The organism is Colwellia sp. MEBiC06753, assembly GCF_053470325.1.
This window is the reverse complement of the sequence record NZ_JBQMTM010000012.1, coordinates 121095-140671: the sequence shown is the minus strand read 5'-3', so window position 1 is coordinate 140671 and position 19577 is coordinate 121095. Positions and strand designations below refer to the sequence as shown.

The window sequence follows — 19577 nt, the reverse complement described above, 5'->3', positions numbered from 1 at the left end:
ACACGATGAAGCCCAATATCAAAGCCTAATGCTTGCAACTCACCGTGCATACGTACTTTGCCGTAAGTAGCGTCCATGTCCACATGTATTTGCTTCATCGCAGCATCAAGCTTTACACGCTCAGCACAAATAGGCTTTGGTTTAGCTCGATAATAAAATGAGCTAAACGGTATCGATAAACAACGGCATATTTGCTGAACCTTACTTCCTGCCTTTTTCAGCTTGGCATCTACTTGCTGCCGTTGCTCATTTCCATAGCGAAAAAGGCTGAAGCTTTTTTTAACAGTGTATTGTCGCTTTGTAGTTGCTTAACTTGTTTCTCTAATTCTTGGATGCGGATTTGCTCTGGTGTTAAGGCGCTGGCTTTGGGGGTATAACCTTTTTGTTCTTTTCGGTATTGGCTTACCCAACGCTGAATTGATGACAATCCAACATTCATTGCTGCTGCTGCATCTTTGTGTTTATAACCGTGAATAATGACTAGCTCTGCACACTCACGTTTAAATTCTGCTGTTAATGTTTTCTTTGGCATTTTGACCTCGTTAGTTAATGTAATTTTACCTCTAACGAAGTCTCTAGTTAAATCATACCGTTACAAAGCACTTTAAGAATAATGACGCAGTGTTTTGTATGATTAAAGACCATGAGAATGCCCTACATTTTGTCACCATATCTACGGTGATTTCGGAAGAGCATCAAGATCTTAATTGGCTGTTCTTAACCCTATCAGATGCTGAACATGTATTGCATGAAGAATCGTTGCCAAGTGAACGAGCTATGGGCTTTGCACCTTTAGAAGAAATTTACTGGGAGTGGGATGTTGCCAGTGATTTAATTTATTACTCTCCAGAGTTAATGCAGCTTTTGGGTTATAAAAAACAAGCGATTACCGCCCCGAGAACCTTTTGGCGTAAACATATTGCTTCAGGCTTTCTAAATGATTTAAAGCAAAGAACAATACAATTATTTAAAGGTGAAATCTCTAGCTACAACCACACGTTCAAAGTCGTCAAGTGTGACAAAGAAACATTGTGGGTGAATGCAGTCGCCCGAGTTGAGCGTGACCAACAAGGAGCGCCAACTCGGTTATACGGCGTGCTGCGTAATGTCACTGAGTCTAAAATGTTGATTCAACAGCTGAAAAAACAAAATGGCTACTTGTCGTTAGCTGAACGTATTAGTCATTCGGGGCATTGGCGATACGATATTAAAGAAGAAAAAACCTATTGGTCGACCGAGCTTTATCGATTATTTGGCGTTGATACTAATCAGTTCTTACCCAGCATTGATAATGTGATGAGCTTTTATCCACCCAACGAACATGAATCGATAAAGCAGAACTTTTTTGAAAGTTTGCAGCATGGGCAAAGTTACTATAATAAATCGACCATAAAGTTGCCTAACGGCAGTAAGCGTAAAATCGAGACTATTGGCGAAATTGAACTTGATGCTAATGGTCAAGTGTCAGCAATGTTTGGGGTCTGTAGGGATATTACAGATACTGAAACAACGTTAGAAAAACTGAAATTACTGGCACTGGTCAATCGTACAATTAAAGTGCCGATCTTTTTTATTGATGACGAAGATAATGTTGTATTTCAGGATTTATCACCACAAAAGAAAGATCAAAATACCACGCTGTTTAATTTTATTAATTTTAGTATCAGTGAATACCTGACCCTCAAAAAAGAAGCTCGGCAACACGGGCAAATCAAGCGTAATCATGCCAGCTTTGATAACTTTAATAGTGTCTTTGACTTTTCGGTCACCTATGAAGCCGATGAAGGAATTTATATTTGGATTGTCGATAATGTCACCGAGAAATTTCGAGCAGAGCAACAGTAAATTATTAGTAATCGCTTGGCGCTACTAGGGAATACCTTTGGCAATGTCTCACATGATATTAATAATGTGTTAGGGGTGGCACTGGGTGCTATCGAAATGTTGGAGTTAAAGTTTGCCCAAGGCGAGCAAGATATTTCTCGTTATATTGAACGGGTGAAAAACGCCATCGACAAAGGTAAAAGTGTCACTGAACGTCTGTTAGCGTTTACTAAAAAGCCAGTGGTTAAGGTTGTGCAATTTGACCCATTAAAAGATATTTTAGATAACCAATACCTGTTTCGGCAGATTTTGATTAATACCATAGAGCTACAATTAGACTTGCCTTCAACGCCATGTACGATAAATTTCCCACAAGGTGAATTTATTAATATTTTGCTGAATCTGGTGATTAATGCTCAAGATGCGATAAAAGAGCAAGGCCTAGGGGGCACAATCAAAATTAGTGCTAATTTTACTTCGGTCAATCGCTTAGAAATTCACGTAATTGATAGTGGTATTGGTATTCAACAAGAAAATTTAACTAAGATATTCGACCCGTTTTATTCTAGCAAATCAGTTAACAAAGGTAACGGCATAGGACTGGCAAATGTCTACAGCACCATATAATAAGCATAATGGCCAGATAAAAGTGAGCGGGGAGTCGGAACTAGGGGGGGCGCATTTTACGCTTGAATTTCAATGTAAGCAGGTAGGTGCAAATTTTTCACCCACGCCAGAGTCTAAAGAGTTACTCAATATTCAAGGCAAGCATATTTTGATTTTAGATGATGAAACCAGTATCGCAGAATTCGTTGCCTTGTTTCTGGAAACACATGGCGCTCATACTCAACATGTCAATGATAAAGCGCAATTAAAAGCAGCAATTGAACAAGCGCAACATTTAGATGTATTTATCACCGATATGATTTTGCCAGATATGACTGGTCGTGACGCGGTAAACCTAGTGCTAAGTAAGTTTCCTGATATTAAAGTTTTTTCGATGAGTGGTTATGTAGACAATGAAGAAGAAACATGGGAGTACCCAGTACTAAGAAAACCATTCAATTCTAAAGAACTTTCAACATTCTTAAATCAAACAAACTCTTAAATTAAACAAATAGTTAAATTAAACAAATAGTTAAATTTACAATTTCGTGTATATTTAAAAGTGATTGATGTTGATTTTGGTGTTGGTGTTGGTGTTGGTTTCGTTGAATTATTTAATTTTCATTAAAGCGCAGAGTAGCCTTGGTAGGAGGAAATTTGTCGCTTAAATACAAACTTTCAATAACGAGCTTTTTACTATCAGTATTCGTGGCTTTAGTGCTTAGTATGAGCTTTTATTATGAAGGTAAAGAGCTACTCCATAACAGTTTAGTTAAAGACCTTAAAGCCAATGCCAACTTTATTGCGCCACTTATTCAGTCCTCGTTAGGTAACCACCTCGAAAGCACCAAGGTTATTGCCATGGCTCCGCGAGTAAAATCATTGCTGAGTGTGGTTTATAGCGCTAAGCAAACCGAGCAATATGTACAAGCGAAAACTGATGTTCAAACCATTTTTAATGTGGTGGTTAACTCAAAAATAGAATTTAGTCAGTTAGCATTATTTAACGCTGATGGTGAGTTAATCGTAGAGAGCCAATTATTAAATGGCCGCTCACCAATAGATTTGTCTATTAACTTTCAGTTGCCCAACCAAAATAATAGCTTTGAACATTTATCTTTTTATTTTGTTAATAATAATGAAAGCAATTTAGATAAAAAAGGCTATTTTGTTATTCAGTTAAAATTACCAACAGCAGATGAAAGTTATGTGCAGTTGCTTGCTGTGATTAACTTAACATCGTTTTCGTCGTTACTTGATAAAATGCAAAAGCCAGGTAAAGGTTTTTTCATTACGGCAAGCCAAGGCCAAGTGCTTTATGGGCCTCCATCGGCTTCGGCGCATAACGACAATAGTAACAATCGATTAAATCAAATATCAACGTTAGCACTAACCTCGAGCAATCAGGAGCCTAAGCTTTTACATTCCGCACAGAGCGATGAATTAAGCTTAGATTTAATGGTTTATCGGCAGGTGTTGTTGCATACTGCTGATAGTGCCTTGCCGGTCAACTTGGTTATGTTTAATGATGCAGAGACACTGACTCCTGCATTCAACCATATTAGAAAGCGCAGCATTTTTGTTGGAGGTTTGCTTGCCTTAGTCGCGTATGTTTTTGCGTTTATCGTGTCTCGGCGGCTAGTAGGACCTTTGGTGACCATGACTTCAAATATTAAACATTATGAAGCAACAGGTGAGGTACTGCCGTTACCCACAGAAGAAAATGATGAAACAGGCAAATTAGCCACTAGCTTTCAGCGTATGATGACTAATGTTGAAGCAAATAATGCGTCAATGCAGCAAGCGATTGCTCAAGCTCAAGAGTTTTCTCAAACCCTACATTTAATGTTAGATGCTGTTACCGACGCGGTATTAAGTTTTGACGCTCGAGGCAATATTCTGGCGTTTAACCACGCTGCAGAATTAATGTTTGGTTATCAGGCTTATGACATTATTGGTCAACCCTTTAGTGTGCTATTACCTGATGCTGACACTGACTTTCAACAATTTGCTCATCAATATGTGTTAAAACCGGAGCAAAAAAATAATGTTGCTGGCATTGAGTTAATTGTAAAACGTCGAGCAGGAGAGAAGTTTACCGCATTAGCCAATATTACCGAAATGGCCATTGGCAAAGATCAAATATATACCGGCGTATTTAGAGACCATACAAACCAGCAAATTTTGGAGATGGATCGCAATACCGCGTTAAAAAATGCCAATGAACTGGCTTGGCGCCTAGATTTTGCGTTGTCAGCGCCGCAAATTGGCGTATGGGAATACAACCATCAAACCCATACAATGTCTTGGGATAAGCGTATGTTTCGGCTTTATGGTTATGAAAAGGACGATAACCTATTGCCGGAAAACCTTTGGTGGCAAGCAATACACCCAGACGATCTTGAAAGCGTTCAGCAACAAATTAATATAGCGTTGTCAGACTGTTCGGATCTTAATATTGTTTTTCGCGTTATCCTACCTAATAAACAAGTGAATTATATTGAAACTCATGCCAAAGCGATTTTTGAACATGATGGTATAGCACAGCGCTTAGTCGGTACCTGCCGAGATATTACCGAACAACATAAGCTGCAAGAGCTAAAACAGCAAGCATTAGAAATTGCCCAAGAATCACTTAAATTAAAATCAGATTTTCTCGCCAGTATGAGCCATGAAATTCGCACACCAATGAATGGTGTGTTAGGTATGCTGAATTTGCTAGAACAAAGTGAGCTATCTAAACAACAACGTCACTACCTTAGTTTAGCAAATGCCAGTGCCATTTCATTATTGAACCTATTAAATGATATTTTGGATTTCTCTAAAGTTGAAGCCGGTCGCTTAGAGCTCGAAATATTAGATTTTGATATATGTGCATTGATAGGTGAAGTTGCTGAATCAATGGCATTGAAGGCACAAGAAAAAGGCGTTGAACTTGTGCTAGATGCCTGTCAAATCAGTACACCATTAGTTAAAGGCGATCCGACAAGGATCAGACAAATTCTCAATAACCTTGTCAGTAATGCCGTAAAGTTTACCGATAACGGTGAAGTTGTTATTAGGGCTAAATTAGTTAAACACGAAGATGAACTGCGGTTTTATTGTCGCATAGCAGACACTGGCATCGGTATCGAAAAAGATAAACAGCAAAGTTTGTTTAAAATGTTTACCCAAATCGATGCCAGTACCACAAGGCAATATGGTGGTACTGGTTTGGGCTTAGCCATTGTAAAACGGTTATGTCTATTAATGAACGGACAAGTTGGGGTTAAAAGTGAACCTGGCAAAGGCAGTGAGTTTTATTTCGATATTTTACTCGCAGAGAGCGATATCAAGCAGGGTGCTCTGCCTAGGCTTGAGCTTAATGATATTAATATTTTAATTGTTGATGATAACCAAACCAATTTAGCTGTATTAAACGAACTGCTGTCGCAATGGCGAGCAAATGTAACACAAGCTAGCAGCGCTAAACAGGCACTGAACATCATTGAACAACGAGCTGATAATTACTTTGCGGTTGCGATTTTAGATATGCAGTTGCCGGAAATGGATGGCGGTCAGTTAGCCGAGCGTTTAAGTAAGCACAGTAAAACTCAGCAGACAAAGCTTATTATGATGACCTCAATGAACACGATAGGTGATGCTGAGTACTTTGCTAATGTCGGAATTAGTACTTACTTCCCAAAACCTGCCACCGCAAGAGATTTACATGACGCCTTGGCAATTGTGTTAGATATAGGTGAAACATTAACGCGATCTGAGTCAAGTTTAAACAGAGACATTGCTAATGCAGCGCAAGGCAAACAAATGATCAACTCATTAGCTCACCTTAAGATTTTAATTGTTGAAGATAACCATATCAATCAGGCGGTACTTGAAGGAGTGCTGTCTAATTACCACGGCAATGCTTGTATTGCCCAAAACGGTAAAGAGGCACTGTCAATACTCAATGATTCATTATCAAACGAGCTGTTTGATGTTATTTTGATGGACTGTCAAATGCCGGTAATGGATGGCTACAGCGCAACTAAGGCCATAAGAAAAGGAGAGGCGGGAAGTGCCTATAAAAATATTCCGATTATTGCCATGACCGCAAATGCAATGAAAGGTGATAAAGAAAAATGTTTAGAAGTTGGGATGAATGATTACTTATCAAAGCCAGTTGATGGGCAGCACCTTTATGAAAAAATAGCTTTGTGGTGTGCAGTAAGCAAAATATCACAGCCCTTGACCGATGTTAGTGACTCGGTTCCTGCTGGTGAACATAAGCTTATTTCACAGCAAGCGCCTACCGAGCCAGAGGAAAACGAACAACACTTTATTGTTTGGGATAATATTGATTTAGCTAAAAGAGTGCGTGGTAATGAAGAATTAGTTAAACGTCTGGTTCAACTTTATGTCGATGAAGCTCCGGCCATTTTCGAACAACTTAATCTGGCAATTTCTGAAGGTAGCTACCCTGATATAGTCGCTAGTGCTCATAAACTCAAAGGCTCCACCACCAATTTAGGCGGGGTAAAGTGCGCTCGTGTGGCTGCTGAGATTGAACAAGCGGCGAAAAAGCAAGATGGTAATCAGGTAGAGCTGATACAGGGCGAATTAACTGCTAGCTTTGAGCAGTTAATGACTGAACTCAATACTTACTTGTCAACTGCAGCTGAGCCCGATGTACGCTAATGCTGTGCTTATATTATTGATTTTAATCAGCTAGTATATTAATTAAGAAAGAAAAGTAGGAAGTAAAGATGCAAACCATTTTAGCGGTGGACGATGCCAAAGATACGCTTATCTTGTTAGAGTTTGATTTGCAGGCTGAAGGCTATCAAGTGCTAACGGCTCACGATGGTGAATCAGCTATTGAGCTGTTAAATCAGCAAAATGTCGATCTATTGCTGCTAGATATGTATATGCCGGGTTTGTCTGGGTTAGAAACATTGAAGCAAGTTAATAATAACCCGAAATTGGTCAATTTACCGGTTATTATGCTATCAGCATCAGATGATGAAGATGAAATTGTTAGTGCGCTTGAGTATGGCGCTCATGACTATGTGACAAAACCATATATTGCTAAAGTGTTATTGGCGCGTATTAAGAATGCCTTAAGGTTAAGAGAGAAAACCTTAACCTTGGAAAATCTCGCAAAAACTGACTACTTAACTGGTGTGAATAATAAAGGCCAATTTGAGCAGTTAGCTAAAAAGGCCATTAGTCAGACCGCTCGTAATGGCAATCAACTTGCGATCGCAATGTTAGATATTGATCACTTTAAATCAGTTAATGATACCTACGGTCATGAAGCGGGGGATATTGTATTAAAGCAATTTGCTAAATTGCTGGAAATTACTTTTCGTGACTATGACATTATTGGTCGAGTCGGTGGTGAAGAATTCGCCGTTTGTATGCCCGATACCGAACTTGTTGATGCCTTCAATGCTTGTGAGCGATTTCGAACGGCGCTAGAAGCCTGTGTAATTGAACTTAATCAGGGTAATAGTATATCAGTGACTGTAAGTGTAGGTTTAACTGCAGCTCGTCATGCAGATTGCGCATATGATTTTGATAGCTTAATGCAAACTGCTGATAAATTTTTATATCAAGCAAAAGAAGCGTCAAGAAATACCGTGATATCTCATGAGAAGCTAATTGACAACGACACGATAAAATCTGTTGCAGAACTTGCTGTTGAGCCAATTGACACCCCTGAGGAAAAGCTCCCCGGAATTGATTACCAAATTGGGGTAAATAATGTCCTTGGTGATGACAATTTATATAATGATATTTTGCAAATGTTTTATGATGATCACCACCTTGATGGCGATACTATTCGACAAGCCATTATTTATAAAGACCCCAACAAACTAAAGCATGTAGTGCATACATTAAAAGGCGTGGCTTGTTCAATTGGCGCGATGCAACTATTTGAAAATGCCAAACAGTTGGATATTGCGGTTAATAATAACGATGAAGGGCGATATTTATCGCTATATGAAAATGTCAGTTATGAACTACAACGAGTGCTAAAAGGAATTAAACAAATCCTGCCAAATCGTTAGTGGCTTGCTATGTTAGGTAGCCTAGTCAATAGTGACAGTTATGTCAGTTTCCGGCACACAGCAGCAAGGTAAAATTTCATTATCACCGACAAAGGCTAAAGGTTCACCTTGAGGGTAATTAATTTGGCCTTGGTTGAGCTGAATTCTACAAGCTCCACAAAAACCATCGCGGCAATGATAATGCACTTCGATATTCTCACTTTCTAAACATTCTAATAGTGATTGATGTTTATCCGTGAAAATAACGGCTTGGCCATTGGCCACAACAGTTTTTTCTGGGCGGTTATTTGCCATAGCACTTAATCAATTGCTGATTGCCCATGAAAATAATCGCCCAAATAATGAAATTATAAGTCGAAGTCGTCAAAGTCATCAGCAGATACAGCTGAGTCAACTTGGCCAACTAAGTAGCTTGAAATTTCAGTTTCTTGGGGTGCTACTTGCACGTTGTCGCTAACTAAGTAAGCATTCATCCAAGGTAATGGATTGCTCTTAATATCAAACGGTGCTTCAAAGCCAATGGCAGCCATACGTTGGTTGCTGATGTACTCAATGTATTGATTAAGAATTTGCGCGTTAAGGCCAATCATTGAACCATCTTTAAATAGATACTCCGCCCATTCTTTTTCTTGCTCAACCACATCTAAAAAGATCTGGCGACCTTGCTCTTTTAACTCGTCAGCAATTTCTTTCATTTCCGGATCGTCCTTACCTGACATCCAGTTATTTAAGATATGCTGAGTACCGGTTAAGTGCAGTGCTTCATCGCGAGCAATTAATTTAATAATTTTAGCGTTACCTTCTAACAGCTCTCGCTCAGCAAATGCAAATGAACAGGCGAAACTGACATAAAAACGAATGGCTTCTAATGCGTTGACTGAACAGATAGCAAGGAATAAGCGCTCTTTAAGCTTACGCTTGGTTACGGCTAGCGTTTCACCATCAACTTGGTATTCACCTTCGCCTTGCGACTGTAAAAGCTGGGTAGTGATAATGACATCATCAAAGTACTTAGCGATGCTTGAAGCGCGTTTTAGGATAGCAGGGTTAACCACGATATCGTCAAATACTTCGCCAGGTTCAGTAAATAAGTTACGTAGAATATGCGTGTATGAACGAGAATGAATGGTCTCACTGAATGCCCAAGTTTCAATCCAAGTTTCTAGCTCAGGTAATGACACTAAAGGTAATAACACCGCGTTTACCGAACGAGCAGCCATCGAATCAAGCAGCGTTTGGTATTTTAAGTTTGAAATAAAAATATGCTTTTCAGACGCTGTTAACCCTTGCCAGTCAGCACGATCTTTTGAAACGTCTACTTCTTCCGGACGCCAGAAAAATGAAAGTTGCTTTTCAATCAGCTTTTCAAAGGCGACATAGCGCTGTTGGTCATAACGTGCAACGTTAACACTATTTCCCAAAAACATTGGCTCTAACAACGCATTAGTTGGGGTTTGGTTAAAAGTAGTGTAGGTCATTCATCGCTCCAAATGCGGTCACTATCGGTGACATATTTTAATAAAGCATTAGTGATTTTAGTTGGTATGCTTTAATGTTTGTTGATACTGATAAGCCGCTGAACTTCAAAGAAATTAGCGGCTTTAATTTAATGGCTAACGTTTAATTACCTTGCTGTTAAATTTTACACGCGCCGCCTTCACAGCCATCATCGACTTGCTCTTGGCCGTCAGCTGCACCATCACGAGTGTTATGGTAATAAAGGGTTTTAACGCCAAGTTTGTAAGCATGTAGTAGGTCTTTAATAATTTGCTTAACCGGTACTTTACCGCCTTCAAAACGCGATGGGTCGTAGTTAGTGTTGGCAGAAATTGTTTGGTCAATAAATTTTTGCATAATACCGACAAGCTCTAAGTAGCCTTCATTACTTGGAATATTCCAAAGTAACTCATAGTTATCTTTAAGCTGTTTGTATTCAGGCACCACTTGCTTAAGTACACCATCTTTACTTGCTTTAATACTGATCAAACCACGAGGTGGTTCAATACCATTGGTCGCATTTGAGATTTGTGAAGAAGTTTCAGATGGCATTAACGCTGAAAGTGTTGAGTTACGCACACCATACTCTTTGATGCTTTCACGTAAACCTTCCCAATCTAAGTGCAATGGCTCATTGGTGATGGTATCAACTTCTTTTTTGTAGGTATCGATTGGTAAAATACCTTTGCTTAACTTAGTTTCATTAAACAACGGACAAGCACCTTGCTCTTTAGCTAAGGTGTTTGATGCTTTTAATAAATAGTATTGAATGGCTTCAAACGTGCGATGCGTTAAGTTATTGGCACTACCGTTAGAGTAATAAACGCCATTTTTCGCCAAGTAATAAGCAAAGTTAATTACGCCTATACCTAACGTACGACGGCCCATAGTGGCGTTGTAAGCCGCTGGTACTGGGTAATTTTGGTAATCTAATAAGCTATCTAATGCGCGTACGGCTAAATCAGCTAAACCTTCTAATTCATCTAGACTTTCAATAGCGCCTAAGTTAAAGGCTGAAAGCGTACAAAGGGCGATTTCTCCATTTGGATCATTAACATCAGCCATTGGCTTAGTTGGCAGGGCAATTTCCAAACATAAGTTACTTTGGCGAATTGGCGCAACGGTTTGATCAAACGGGCTATGGGTATTACAGTGATCGACATTTTGCAAGTAGATACGACCAGTGCTAGCACGCTCTTGAGCGAATAAGCTAAATAATTCAATGGCTTTAATACGTTTTTTACGAATCGATTCATCTTGCTCGTATTTAACATAAAGCTGTTCAAACTTTTCTTGGTCTTCAAAGAACGCATCGTACAAGCCAGGAACATCGCTTGGGCTAAACAAGGTAATTGACTCACCTTTAATCAAGCGTTGGTACATTAATTTGTTAAATTGCACACCGTAATCTAAGTGACGAACACGGTTTTCTTCAACACCACGGTTATTTTTAAGCACTAATAAGCTTTCAACTTCTAAATGCCAAAGTGGGTAGAATAAGGTTGCAGCACCACCGCGAACACCACCTTGCGAGCAGCTTTTAACTGCTGTTTGAAAGTGCTTATAAAACGGAATACAGCCCGTATGGAAAGCTTCACCATTACGAATAGCGCTACCTAAGGCGCGTATACGACCTGCATTAATACCAATACCAGCACGTTGTGATACGTACTTAACGATGGCACTTGAAGTGGCATTAATAGAGTCTAAGCTATCACCACATTCAATTAATACACATGATGAAAATTGACGCGTTGGCGTTCTAACCCCAGCCATAATTGGTGTTGGCAGAGAAATTTTGAAGCTTGAAATCGCATCATAAAATCGTTCAATGTAACTTAAGCGCGATTCTGTTGGGTATTTCGCAAATAAACAAGCGGCAACTAAAATGTATAGAAACTGTGCACTTTCATAAATATCACCAGTAACACGGTTTTGAACTAAATACTTACCTTCTAACTGCTTAACTGCGGCATAGCTGAAATTTAAATCACGGCTGTGATCAATAAAGCGCTCCATTGCTTCGAAATCAGCTTGGGTATAGTCAGCTAATAAGTGCTGGTCATACTTATCCGATTCCACCATTTTTACTACGTGGTCATAAAGCTTAGGAGGTTCAAATTGACCATAAGCTTTTTTACGTAAATGGAAAATAGCTAAACGCGCGGCTAAATATTGGTAGTCAGGCGATTCTTCTGAAATCAAATCAGCAGCCGCTTTAATTATGGTTTCATGAATATCTTCAGTTTTTATGCCGTCATAAAACTGGATATGTGACTTAAGCTCCACTTGAGATACAGAAACTTCATCTAGGCCTTCTGCGGCCCAGGCAATCACTTTATGAATTTTTTCGAGATCAATGGCTTCTTTTTGGCCATTACGTTTGGTTACAAAGAGGTTACTGTTCATGAAAGACCTTGTATAAGCTTTATTGTTGTTATTTTTAGATTCGATAAGGGTGCACAGTTAAGCTTAAATATTTGAGTTATTTCAAATGGTGTGTGTTTAACTATTCGATGCACAATATATTGGGTTTTTTTTAAATCTAATCACAAGATAATGAGGTTGAGAGGCTAATGCAAGGGCTAAAATTTCGGATGATTATTTAATAATCTGAGCAAATTTTGACTGGTTAGTAATGACTAACGTAGTACTGCTTTTTTAATTAGCGATTATAAAAACGCAATGGTTAATTTTAGTTTTTTTAGCCCTATAGAATTATTTTTTACATAAAATAAGGTTTTTTATTTCTAAATAATATAACCAAAATTTTATTAAAAATCCTAACTGGTATATCCAGTTGTAATTCAACAATTATTGAATAATTCGATAATTTCCAGTGGCGAATTGATAACCAAACTCGCTTGCCAGCTATTGACATTTTCGCTGGTTGGAATGTAACCCCAATTGGCAACAACACTGAACATATCAGCAGCATTACCTGCGCTAATATCACGAGGGGCGTCACCTACGTAAATACAATGCTCTGGTGCTATGGCAATTTCGTTAGCGGCGGCAATTAATGGCGCTGGATGAGGTTTTCTTTGTGCAAGCGAGTCTCCGCCGAGTACTGACTTGGCTGAGCTAAGTTGCTCAAAATGTGGTAATAACTTTTGAGTTAAATCAATTGGTTTATTAGTGACTATGCCCCAAGGAATATTGTTTTGGTCTAAAAAGTTAATAACTTCATTTATGCCAGAATATAGCTCGGTATGAACGGCGATATGTTGTTCATAATGCGCTAAAAACTCTTGTCTTAATGTTTCATAGTCATAATCAATAAGCTTTTGACCAAAACCGAGTTCAAGTAAACCTTTGGCACCATCCGAGGCAATAGGGCGATAATCTGCACGAGCAACAAGAGGCTGCTGATACTTTGATAGAATGGCATTTAAGGTTTCACCTAAGTCATTGGCGGTGTCTAGGAGCGTGCCATCTAAATCAAACAGCACGCCTTTAAAGATAAGCTTGCTCATTGATTAAACCTTTTGACAGCAAATTAGGTAATTTACATCTAACCCTGAACCAAGCTTATGGTTTTCAGTGATCGGGTTATAGTGAATGCCTGTTGCGTCAATACAGTGGAGGTTTGCAGCTTCTGCCCAACCAATTAGCTGTGAAGGTTTGATAAACTTCTTGTGATCATGAGTGCCGTCTGGCACTAACTTAAACACTTTTTCTGCCGCTAATATGGCTAATAAATATGATTTGGCGGTTTTATTTAGTGTGGAGAAAAATACATAGCCACCCGGTTTGACCATAGCCGCACATGCTTGAACGATCGATTGTGGGTCTGGGACGTGTTCAAGCATTTCCATGCAGGTAACAATATCAAATTGTTCAGGGCAAGCCTGGGCTTTATGCTCTGCTGGAATTTTTTCATAGTTAACTTTAACGCCAGATTCCAAGGCATGAAGTTTGGCAACGTTAAGCGGCTCTTCACCCATGTCAATACCAGTAACTTTAGCGCCAAGTTTTGCCAAACTTTCAGCTAAAATGCCACCACCACAGCCGACATCAATAATGGTTTTATCAAAAACCGAATCAACATGTTGCAAGATAAATTGTCGTCTAAGCGGGTTGATTTGATGAAGCGGTTTAAAGTCGCCAGTAAGATCCCACCATTGGTGAGCGACTTTTTCGAATTTTGCTATTTCGTCTAAATTAACGTTGAGAGAATCTGTCATTGTTATAAGGTAGTGTTAGTGATTGATATTAAGCGAGTTGATAATAAACCATTCGCACGATGAAACCTAGCTACCTTTGATTAATGAGTGTGATGATAATGCGTTATTAGGCTAAGTCTTCTGAATGTATGTGTCTTTGATGACAGTGGTCTTATGAATAAACTTAATGAAATAACAACTACATTCAAAAAATAAAAACAATAAAAGGCAGCAGTGTGTCGCAACAACATAACAAGAAAAATAATAAATTAAAGCGCGCTATTGGTCAGTTTGGTATTAGCGCGTTGGCGATTAATGGCTTAATTGGTGCGGGAATTTACGCATTACCAGCCGGAGCGGCAAAGCTTAGTGGCAATTTCAGCCCTTGGGCATTTTTACTGTGTGCCGGCTTAATGTTGCTAATTGTGCTTTGTTTTGCGCAACTTTCAAAAGGCTTTGAGCAAACTGGCGGGCCAGTAGTTTACGCTAAGCAAGCATTTGGCGATCATATCTCATTTCAAACTACTTGGTTGCTATATGTTGGTAGGTTAACGGCGCTCGCTGCTAATACTAATGCTTTGGTATTGTACATTGGTTTGTTTGTGCCAAGTGTCGCCAGTGGTTGGCTAAACGGAGTTTCTTTATTACTTATATTAGTGGTGTTATTACTGATTAACCTTTATGCCACCGACAAATCTATGCTGTTTATTAACACTATTACTGTGTTTAAATTATTACCATTGCTACTGTTTATTATGATTGGTTTGAGTTATTTCGATGCCGATAAAGTGTTTACTTTTGATAGCAGTCAAATACATGACTTAGATGCGGCGTTACTACTATTGGTTTATGCTTATATTGGCTTTGAAGGGGCAGTAGTGCCGGCAGGAGAGAGTAAAGAACCGAAAAAATTGATAGCGAAAGCCTTGTTGTCAACCATCGTATTTACCGCACTTATTTATTTCTTAATTCAAAGTGTCACCATTTCAGTCTTAGATAATGCAGCTAATCACCAAGCGCCTATCGCTGATGCTGCCAGCATCATGATAGGTAGTATCGGTGGCATTATTATCACTATTGCGGCAATCGTGTCGATTTCAGGTAATTTACTTAGTGTGGTATTTACCGCGCCAAGAATGACCTATGCGCTGGCAGAGCAAGGTAACTTACCCGCTTGGTTTTCAGGCATAAATCGCCAAACCTTAGTGCCACAAAACTCTATTGTATTTTTTGTGGTTTTTGCTGCGATATTAGCAATATCGGGCAGCTTTATTTGGCTGGCGGTGATCAGCTCGTTAGCAAGGCTGATAGGTTACTTTATAGCGATTGCTTCATTACTTAAATTTCATTCACGGTTGCAGCAACAAAATGCTTGGGTATTACCTTTAGGTAAGTTGATTCCATTATTAGCACTAATGGTTTGTATCTGGCTGGCAACAACCGCCAGTAGTGGTGTGTGGTTAACAACCTTATTATTTTGTGGTGTAGGTTCGGTTATGTTTTACGCCAGTAAACAACTGCTAATTAAAAATTAAGTATTTGCTTTAGATAACACTATTTGCCAAAGGTTATTAGCTCAAGCATTAGCTTCATTTCTTAGAGATTGATTTTAGCTGATGATCTGTTTAGATTGTTGTTTTACTGTTAATAAATCGCAAAACTGATGAAGTGTTAGATTAAGATGAAAAATATTGTTGAACAGCTATCGAATTACAAAAGTGTCCACTTAAATAAAAATAACTTAAAAACGCATTTCATTGGTATTCCAGCCATTATCTGGGCAATAGCCCTGTTGTTAAGTTTAGTAACTATTGAACTACCTTTTAATTTAGGCGGTGAACAAAACATTTCCGTGCCTTTGGCGTTTATTGTCGGTTTCGGAATTTTGATTTATTACTTCATATTAAACGTTGGTTTAGCCTTGATGACGGCGTTAATTTTTGGCCCGTTAATCTATAGCAGCTCGTTAGTTGCTGATAGTCAATATCCTGTCGCAATCGCCGTTACTGTTTTTGTTGTCGGCTGGATTTTCCAGTTTATTGGTCATGCCTATGAAAAAGCCAAACCAGCGTTTTTTGATGATATTAATCAGCTACTTATTGGGCCATTATTTGTCATTGCTGAGATTTATTTTGCTTTAGGGTTAAATAAATTAATGGACGCAGAAGTTCATCAAAAAGCAGTTGAAAAAAGAAAACTGTTTGAGCAGGTTAAAAAAGCATTATAGCTTTTCACTATTATTAGTAAGTAACTTATGCCCTGATGTCATTAGAAAAGTTTTCAGCCAGATAAAACCTTCTTGATCAGTCCTTTTCAACCCCTAACGGTTCTTAAGTTGCACTAGCTGAAAATTTATCGCTGTTTGTTCAAATTTAGTTTGAGCATCAGCGATAAATCTTAGTTTATAACTGTCGACAAATAGACGGCTGTTGGTTTTATGAACAATACGTGGTTGGCATTTGTTAAAAGGCTTGAAATTATTGTTTCAACTCAAGGTGATTTATTAAATGGTCATCATTAAATATAACCTAAAAACAACAACTTGTAGTTACCAACTGTCACCAGTAATAATCGCTTGAATATAAGCAATTTAACATGCAGAATTAAGCCAGATAAAGCAGTATTGCATCCCCTTGTTTTGTGGTAGTATGCTCGGCTTAATTAGAATAATAATTTCGAAAAAATTCTGTAGAAATAGGGATACCATCGATTTATGTCCGATCTGGCAAAAGAAATTCTTCCAGTCAATATTGAAGATGAGTTAAAGAACTCTTACTTAGATTATGCGATGAGTGTAATCGTCGGTCGTGCGCTACCTGATGTACGCGACGGATTAAAACCAGTACATAGACGCGTGTTATTTGCGATGAATGTATTAGGTAATGATTGGAACAAACCATACAAAAAATCAGCGCGTGTCGTTGGTGATGTAATCGGTAAATATCACCCGCACGGTGATACTGCTGTATACGATACTATTGTTCGTCTAGCGCAAGACTTCTCAATGCGCTACATGCTAGTTGATGGTCAAGGTAACTTCGGTTCAGTTGACGGTGATTCCGCAGCTGCTATGCGTTATACCGAAATTCGCATGAATAAGATTTCGCATTCTATTCTTGCCGATTTAGATAAAGAAACCGTTGACTTTGTACCTAACTACGATGGTACGGAACATATTCCTGCTGTAATGCCAACCCGAATTCCAAACCTATTAGTTAATGGTACTTCAGGTATTGCCGTTGGTATGGCGACTAATATCCCTCCGCACAATTTAACCGAAGTCATCAATGGCTGTTTAGCGTTGATCGACAATAATGACTTATCTATTGATGAACTGATGGAATTTATTCCGGGTCCAGACTTCCCAACATCTGGCATCATCAGTGGCAAAGCCGGTATTGTCGAGGCCTATAAAACAGGCCGTGGTAAAATCAAAATTCGTGCGCGTGCAGAAATTGAAGTAGATGAGAACTCTGGTAAAGAAACCATTGTTGTTCATGAATTACCATACCAAGTTAACAAAGCTCGCTTAATTGAAAAAATGGCTGAGCTGGTTAAAGAAAAACGCTTAGAAGGTATTTCTGCTTTACGTGATGAGTCTGATAAAGACGGCATGCGTATGGTCATTGAAGTTAAACGTGGTGATGTCGGTGAAGTTGTATTAAACAACCTATATAAGCTGACACAAATGCAGGTTTCTTTTGGCTTAAACATGGTGGCGTTGACCGATGGTCAGCCAAAAATATTTAACCTAAAAGAAATGCTCGAAGCATTCCTACTTCACCGTCGTGAAGTCGTGACTCGTCGTACGATTTACGAATTACGTAAAGCCCGTGATCGCGCACATATATTAGAAGGCTTGTCGATTGCACTTGCTAATATTGATCCGGTAATAGCCTTAGTTAAAAGCTCAAACAACCGTCGTGATGCTGAAGAGAAATTAGTGGCGCAAGGTTGGGAGTTAGGTAATGTAAGTACCATGCTTGAAGCTGCAGGTACTGATGCTGCTCGTCCTGAATGGCTTGAGCCAGAGTTTGGTATTCGCGATGGTTTATATTATTTAACGCCAGAGCAAGCCAAAGCAATTGTTGATTTACAACTTTATAAATTGTCTGGTTTAGAACACGAAAAAATTCTAAATGAGTACAAAGAGTTATTAGACTTAATTGCTGAGTTATTGCACATTCTTTCAAGCCCAGAGCGTTTGATGGAAGTGATCAAAGAAGAGCTTGAAGTGATTCGTGATGATTTTGGTGATGAACGTCGCACTGAAATTACCAATGCGTCACATGATCTGTCGCTTGAAGACTTAATTAATGAAGAAGACGTAGTAGTAACACTTTCTCATGAAGGTTATGTCAAATATCAAGTATTATCAGATTACGAAGCGCAGCGCCGTGGTGGTAAAGGTAAAGCTGCTACTAAGATGAAAGATGAAGATTTCATTGAGCGTTTATTGGTTGCTAATACCCACGATACTATTTTATGTTTCTCTAATCGTGGGAAATTATACTGGTTAAAAGTGTATCAGTTGCCGCTAGCAAGTCGTACGGCACGTGGTCGTCCAATTGTTAACTTGCTACCGTTAGAACCAGAAGAGCGCATTACCGCTATTTTACCTGTTCGTGAATACGAAGAAGACAAGTACATCATAATGGCAACAGCGTCTGGTACGGTGAAGAAAACGCCATTAACTGCGTACTCAAACCAACGTGCTAACGGTATCATCGCGTTAAATCTTCGAGATGATGACACGCTAATTGGTGTAGATATTACCAATGGTGAAAATGACATTATGTTGTTCTCAGATGAAGGTAAAGTGGTACGCTTTAATGAGAAGCAACGTGATAGTGAAACTGGTGAAGTTAAGATTGACCCAGAAACGGGTGAAGAACTGCATGCTCTTCGCGCTATGGGAAGAACCGCTACCGGTGTGCGCGGTATTCGCTTAGAAGGCGATCAACGTGTTGTGTCACTTATTGTACCGAAAAATGACGGCCCAATTTTAACGGTGACTGAAAATGGTTACGGTAAGCGTACGGCGTTAGATGAATATCCAGCAAAAAGTCGTGCAACTAAAGGTGTTGTTTCAATCAAAGTGAGCGAGCGTAACGGTAAAGTTGTTGGCGCAGTGCAGGTTGAAGAAAACGACGAAATTATGATGATCACTGACAACGGTACCTTAGTACGTACCCGCGTTAATGAAGTGAGTGTAATTGGTCGTAACACTCAAGGTGTTCGCTTAATTCGTACAGCTGACGATGAACATGTGGTAGCTCTGCAACGTATCGATGAAATTGAAGAAGACGACAGTATCATTGAAGGCGACGTTGAAGGTGAAGTGATTGATGCCGTCGCAGAAGATCATACTGAAGCGGATGAGACCGATGAATCGCTCGGCGCGCCAGAAGAATAGCGCCTAAGTTATTAT

The 19577-nt window shown here is 39.1% G+C and carries 14 protein-coding genes; 8 read left to right on the top strand and 6 right to left on the bottom strand.

Features of this window, described 5'->3' with window-relative positions; all coding sequences use genetic code 11:
- Positions 1–229 precede the first annotated feature (229 nt).
- Complete coding sequence (locus ACOB82_RS11015) at positions 230–532, bottom strand: transposase (RefSeq protein WP_284243603.1); 303 nt, start codon at positions 530–532, stop codon at positions 230–232.
- A gap of 98 nt (positions 533–630) precedes the next feature.
- Here ACOB82_RS11015 and ACOB82_RS11010 point away from each other — a divergent pair, with 98 nt between their 5' ends.
- The 5 genes from ACOB82_RS11010 (at position 631) to ACOB82_RS10990 (ending at position 8483) form a co-directional block, all read left to right on the top strand.
- Positions 631–1845 (top strand): PAS domain-containing protein, encoded by a 1215-nt coding sequence (locus ACOB82_RS11010; RefSeq protein ID WP_448213038.1) that lies wholly within the window; start codon positions 631–633, stop codon positions 1843–1845.
- Between the two features lie 15 nt (positions 1846–1860).
- Positions 1861–2451, top strand: a complete 591-nt coding sequence (locus tag ACOB82_RS11005; RefSeq protein WP_448213037.1) for a sensor histidine kinase — start codon at positions 1861–1863, stop codon at positions 2449–2451.
- Positions 2432–2932: a response regulator gene (locus ACOB82_RS11000; protein ID WP_448213036.1), complete on the top strand. Its 501-nt coding sequence runs from the start codon at positions 2432–2434 to the stop codon at positions 2930–2932. Before ACOB82_RS11005 ends, ACOB82_RS11000 begins: the two co-directional genes overlap by 20 nt.
- Positions 2933–3156: 224 nt before the next feature.
- On the top strand, positions 3157–7107 hold the full coding sequence (locus ACOB82_RS10995) for a response regulator (RefSeq protein WP_448213035.1): 3951 nt from the start codon (positions 3157–3159) through the stop codon (positions 7105–7107).
- A gap of 68 nt (positions 7108–7175) precedes the next feature.
- Entirely contained in the window at positions 7176–8483 is a 1308-nt protein-coding gene (locus ACOB82_RS10990; protein WP_448213034.1) for a diguanylate cyclase, read from the top strand.
- A gap of 21 nt (positions 8484–8504) precedes the next feature.
- Here ACOB82_RS10990 and yfaE read toward each other — a convergent pair whose 3' ends face one another.
- The 5 genes from yfaE to ubiG all read right to left on the bottom strand — a co-directional run bounded on the left by yfaE (position 8505) and on the right by ubiG (position 14167).
- Complete coding sequence (gene yfaE / locus ACOB82_RS10985; RefSeq protein ID WP_448213033.1) at positions 8505–8777, bottom strand: class I ribonucleotide reductase maintenance protein YfaE; 273 nt, start codon at positions 8775–8777, stop codon at positions 8505–8507.
- Positions 8778–8830: 53 nt separating this feature from the next.
- Positions 8831–9961 (bottom strand): class Ia ribonucleoside-diphosphate reductase subunit beta, encoded by a 1131-nt coding sequence (gene nrdB, locus ACOB82_RS10980; protein WP_448213032.1) that lies wholly within the window; start codon positions 9959–9961, stop codon positions 8831–8833.
- Between the two features lie 157 nt (positions 9962–10118).
- Positions 10119–12389, bottom strand: coding sequence for a class 1a ribonucleoside-diphosphate reductase subunit alpha (nrdA, locus tag ACOB82_RS10975; RefSeq protein WP_448213030.1), 2271 nt, complete (start codon positions 12387–12389; stop codon positions 10119–10121).
- Positions 12390–12787: 398 nt separating this feature from the next.
- Positions 12788–13456 carry an HAD family hydrolase gene (locus tag ACOB82_RS10970; RefSeq protein WP_448213029.1) on the bottom strand — a complete coding sequence of 223 codons (669 nt, stop codon included), beginning with the start codon at positions 13454–13456 and terminating at the stop codon, positions 12788–12790.
- 3 nt (positions 13457–13459) lie between these two features.
- The gene (gene ubiG / locus ACOB82_RS10965) at positions 13460–14167 is read right to left on the bottom strand and encodes a bifunctional 2-polyprenyl-6-hydroxyphenol methylase/3-demethylubiquinol 3-O-methyltransferase UbiG (RefSeq protein ID WP_448213028.1); all 708 of its coding nucleotides are present in this window, start codon (positions 14165–14167) and stop codon (positions 13460–13462) included.
- Between the two features lie 215 nt (positions 14168–14382).
- Between ubiG and ACOB82_RS10960 the strand changes: the two genes are divergently transcribed.
- From ACOB82_RS10960 to gyrA, 3 genes are all read left to right on the top strand, one after another.
- Positions 14383–15681 carry an APC family permease gene (locus ACOB82_RS10960; protein ID WP_448213027.1) on the top strand — a complete coding sequence of 433 codons (1299 nt, stop codon included), beginning with the start codon at positions 14383–14385 and terminating at the stop codon, positions 15679–15681.
- 146 nt (positions 15682–15827) lie between these two features.
- Positions 15828–16373: an Mpo1 family 2-hydroxy fatty acid dioxygenase gene (locus ACOB82_RS10955; RefSeq protein WP_448213026.1), complete on the top strand. Its 546-nt coding sequence runs from the start codon at positions 15828–15830 to the stop codon at positions 16371–16373.
- Positions 16374–16859: 486 nt separating this feature from the next.
- Positions 16860–19562: a DNA topoisomerase (ATP-hydrolyzing) subunit A gene (gyrA, locus tag ACOB82_RS10950; RefSeq protein WP_448213025.1), complete on the top strand. Its 2703-nt coding sequence runs from the start codon at positions 16860–16862 to the stop codon at positions 19560–19562.
- Positions 19563–19577: the final 15 nt, after the last annotated feature.

Bases quoted from the DNA above. Each gene is read 5' to 3' on its own strand.
- ACOB82_RS11015 (WP_284243603.1), bottom strand. From the start codon at position 532: ATGCCAAAGAAAACATTAACAGCAGAATTTAAACGTGAGTGTGCAGAG.
- ACOB82_RS11010 (WP_448213038.1), top strand. From the start codon at position 631: ATGATTAAAGACCATGAGAATGCCCTACATTTTGTCACCATATCTACG.
- ACOB82_RS11000 (WP_448213036.1), top strand. From the start codon at position 2,432: ATGTCTACAGCACCATATAATAAGCATAATGGCCAGATAAAAGTGAGC.
- ACOB82_RS10995 (WP_448213035.1), top strand. From the start codon at position 3,157: ATGAGCTTTTATTATGAAGGTAAAGAGCTACTCCATAACAGTTTAGTT.
- ACOB82_RS10990 (WP_448213034.1), top strand. From the start codon at position 7,176: ATGCAAACCATTTTAGCGGTGGACGATGCCAAAGATACGCTTATCTTG.
- yfaE (WP_448213033.1), bottom strand. From the start codon at position 8,777: ATGGCAAATAACCGCCCAGAAAAAACTGTTGTGGCCAATGGCCAAGCC.
- nrdB (WP_448213032.1), bottom strand. From the start codon at position 9,961: ATGACCTACACTACTTTTAACCAAACCCCAACTAATGCGTTGTTAGAG.
- nrdA (WP_448213030.1), bottom strand. From the start codon at position 12,389: ATGAACAGTAACCTCTTTGTAACCAAACGTAATGGCCAAAAAGAAGCC.
- ACOB82_RS10970 (WP_448213029.1), bottom strand. From the start codon at position 13,456: ATGAGCAAGCTTATCTTTAAAGGCGTGCTGTTTGATTTAGATGGCACG.
- ubiG (WP_448213028.1), bottom strand. From the start codon at position 14,167: ATGACAGATTCTCTCAACGTTAATTTAGACGAAATAGCAAAATTCGAA.
- ACOB82_RS10955 (WP_448213026.1), top strand. From the start codon at position 15,828: ATGAAAAATATTGTTGAACAGCTATCGAATTACAAAAGTGTCCACTTA.
- gyrA (WP_448213025.1), top strand. From the start codon at position 16,860: ATGTCCGATCTGGCAAAAGAAATTCTTCCAGTCAATATTGAAGATGAG.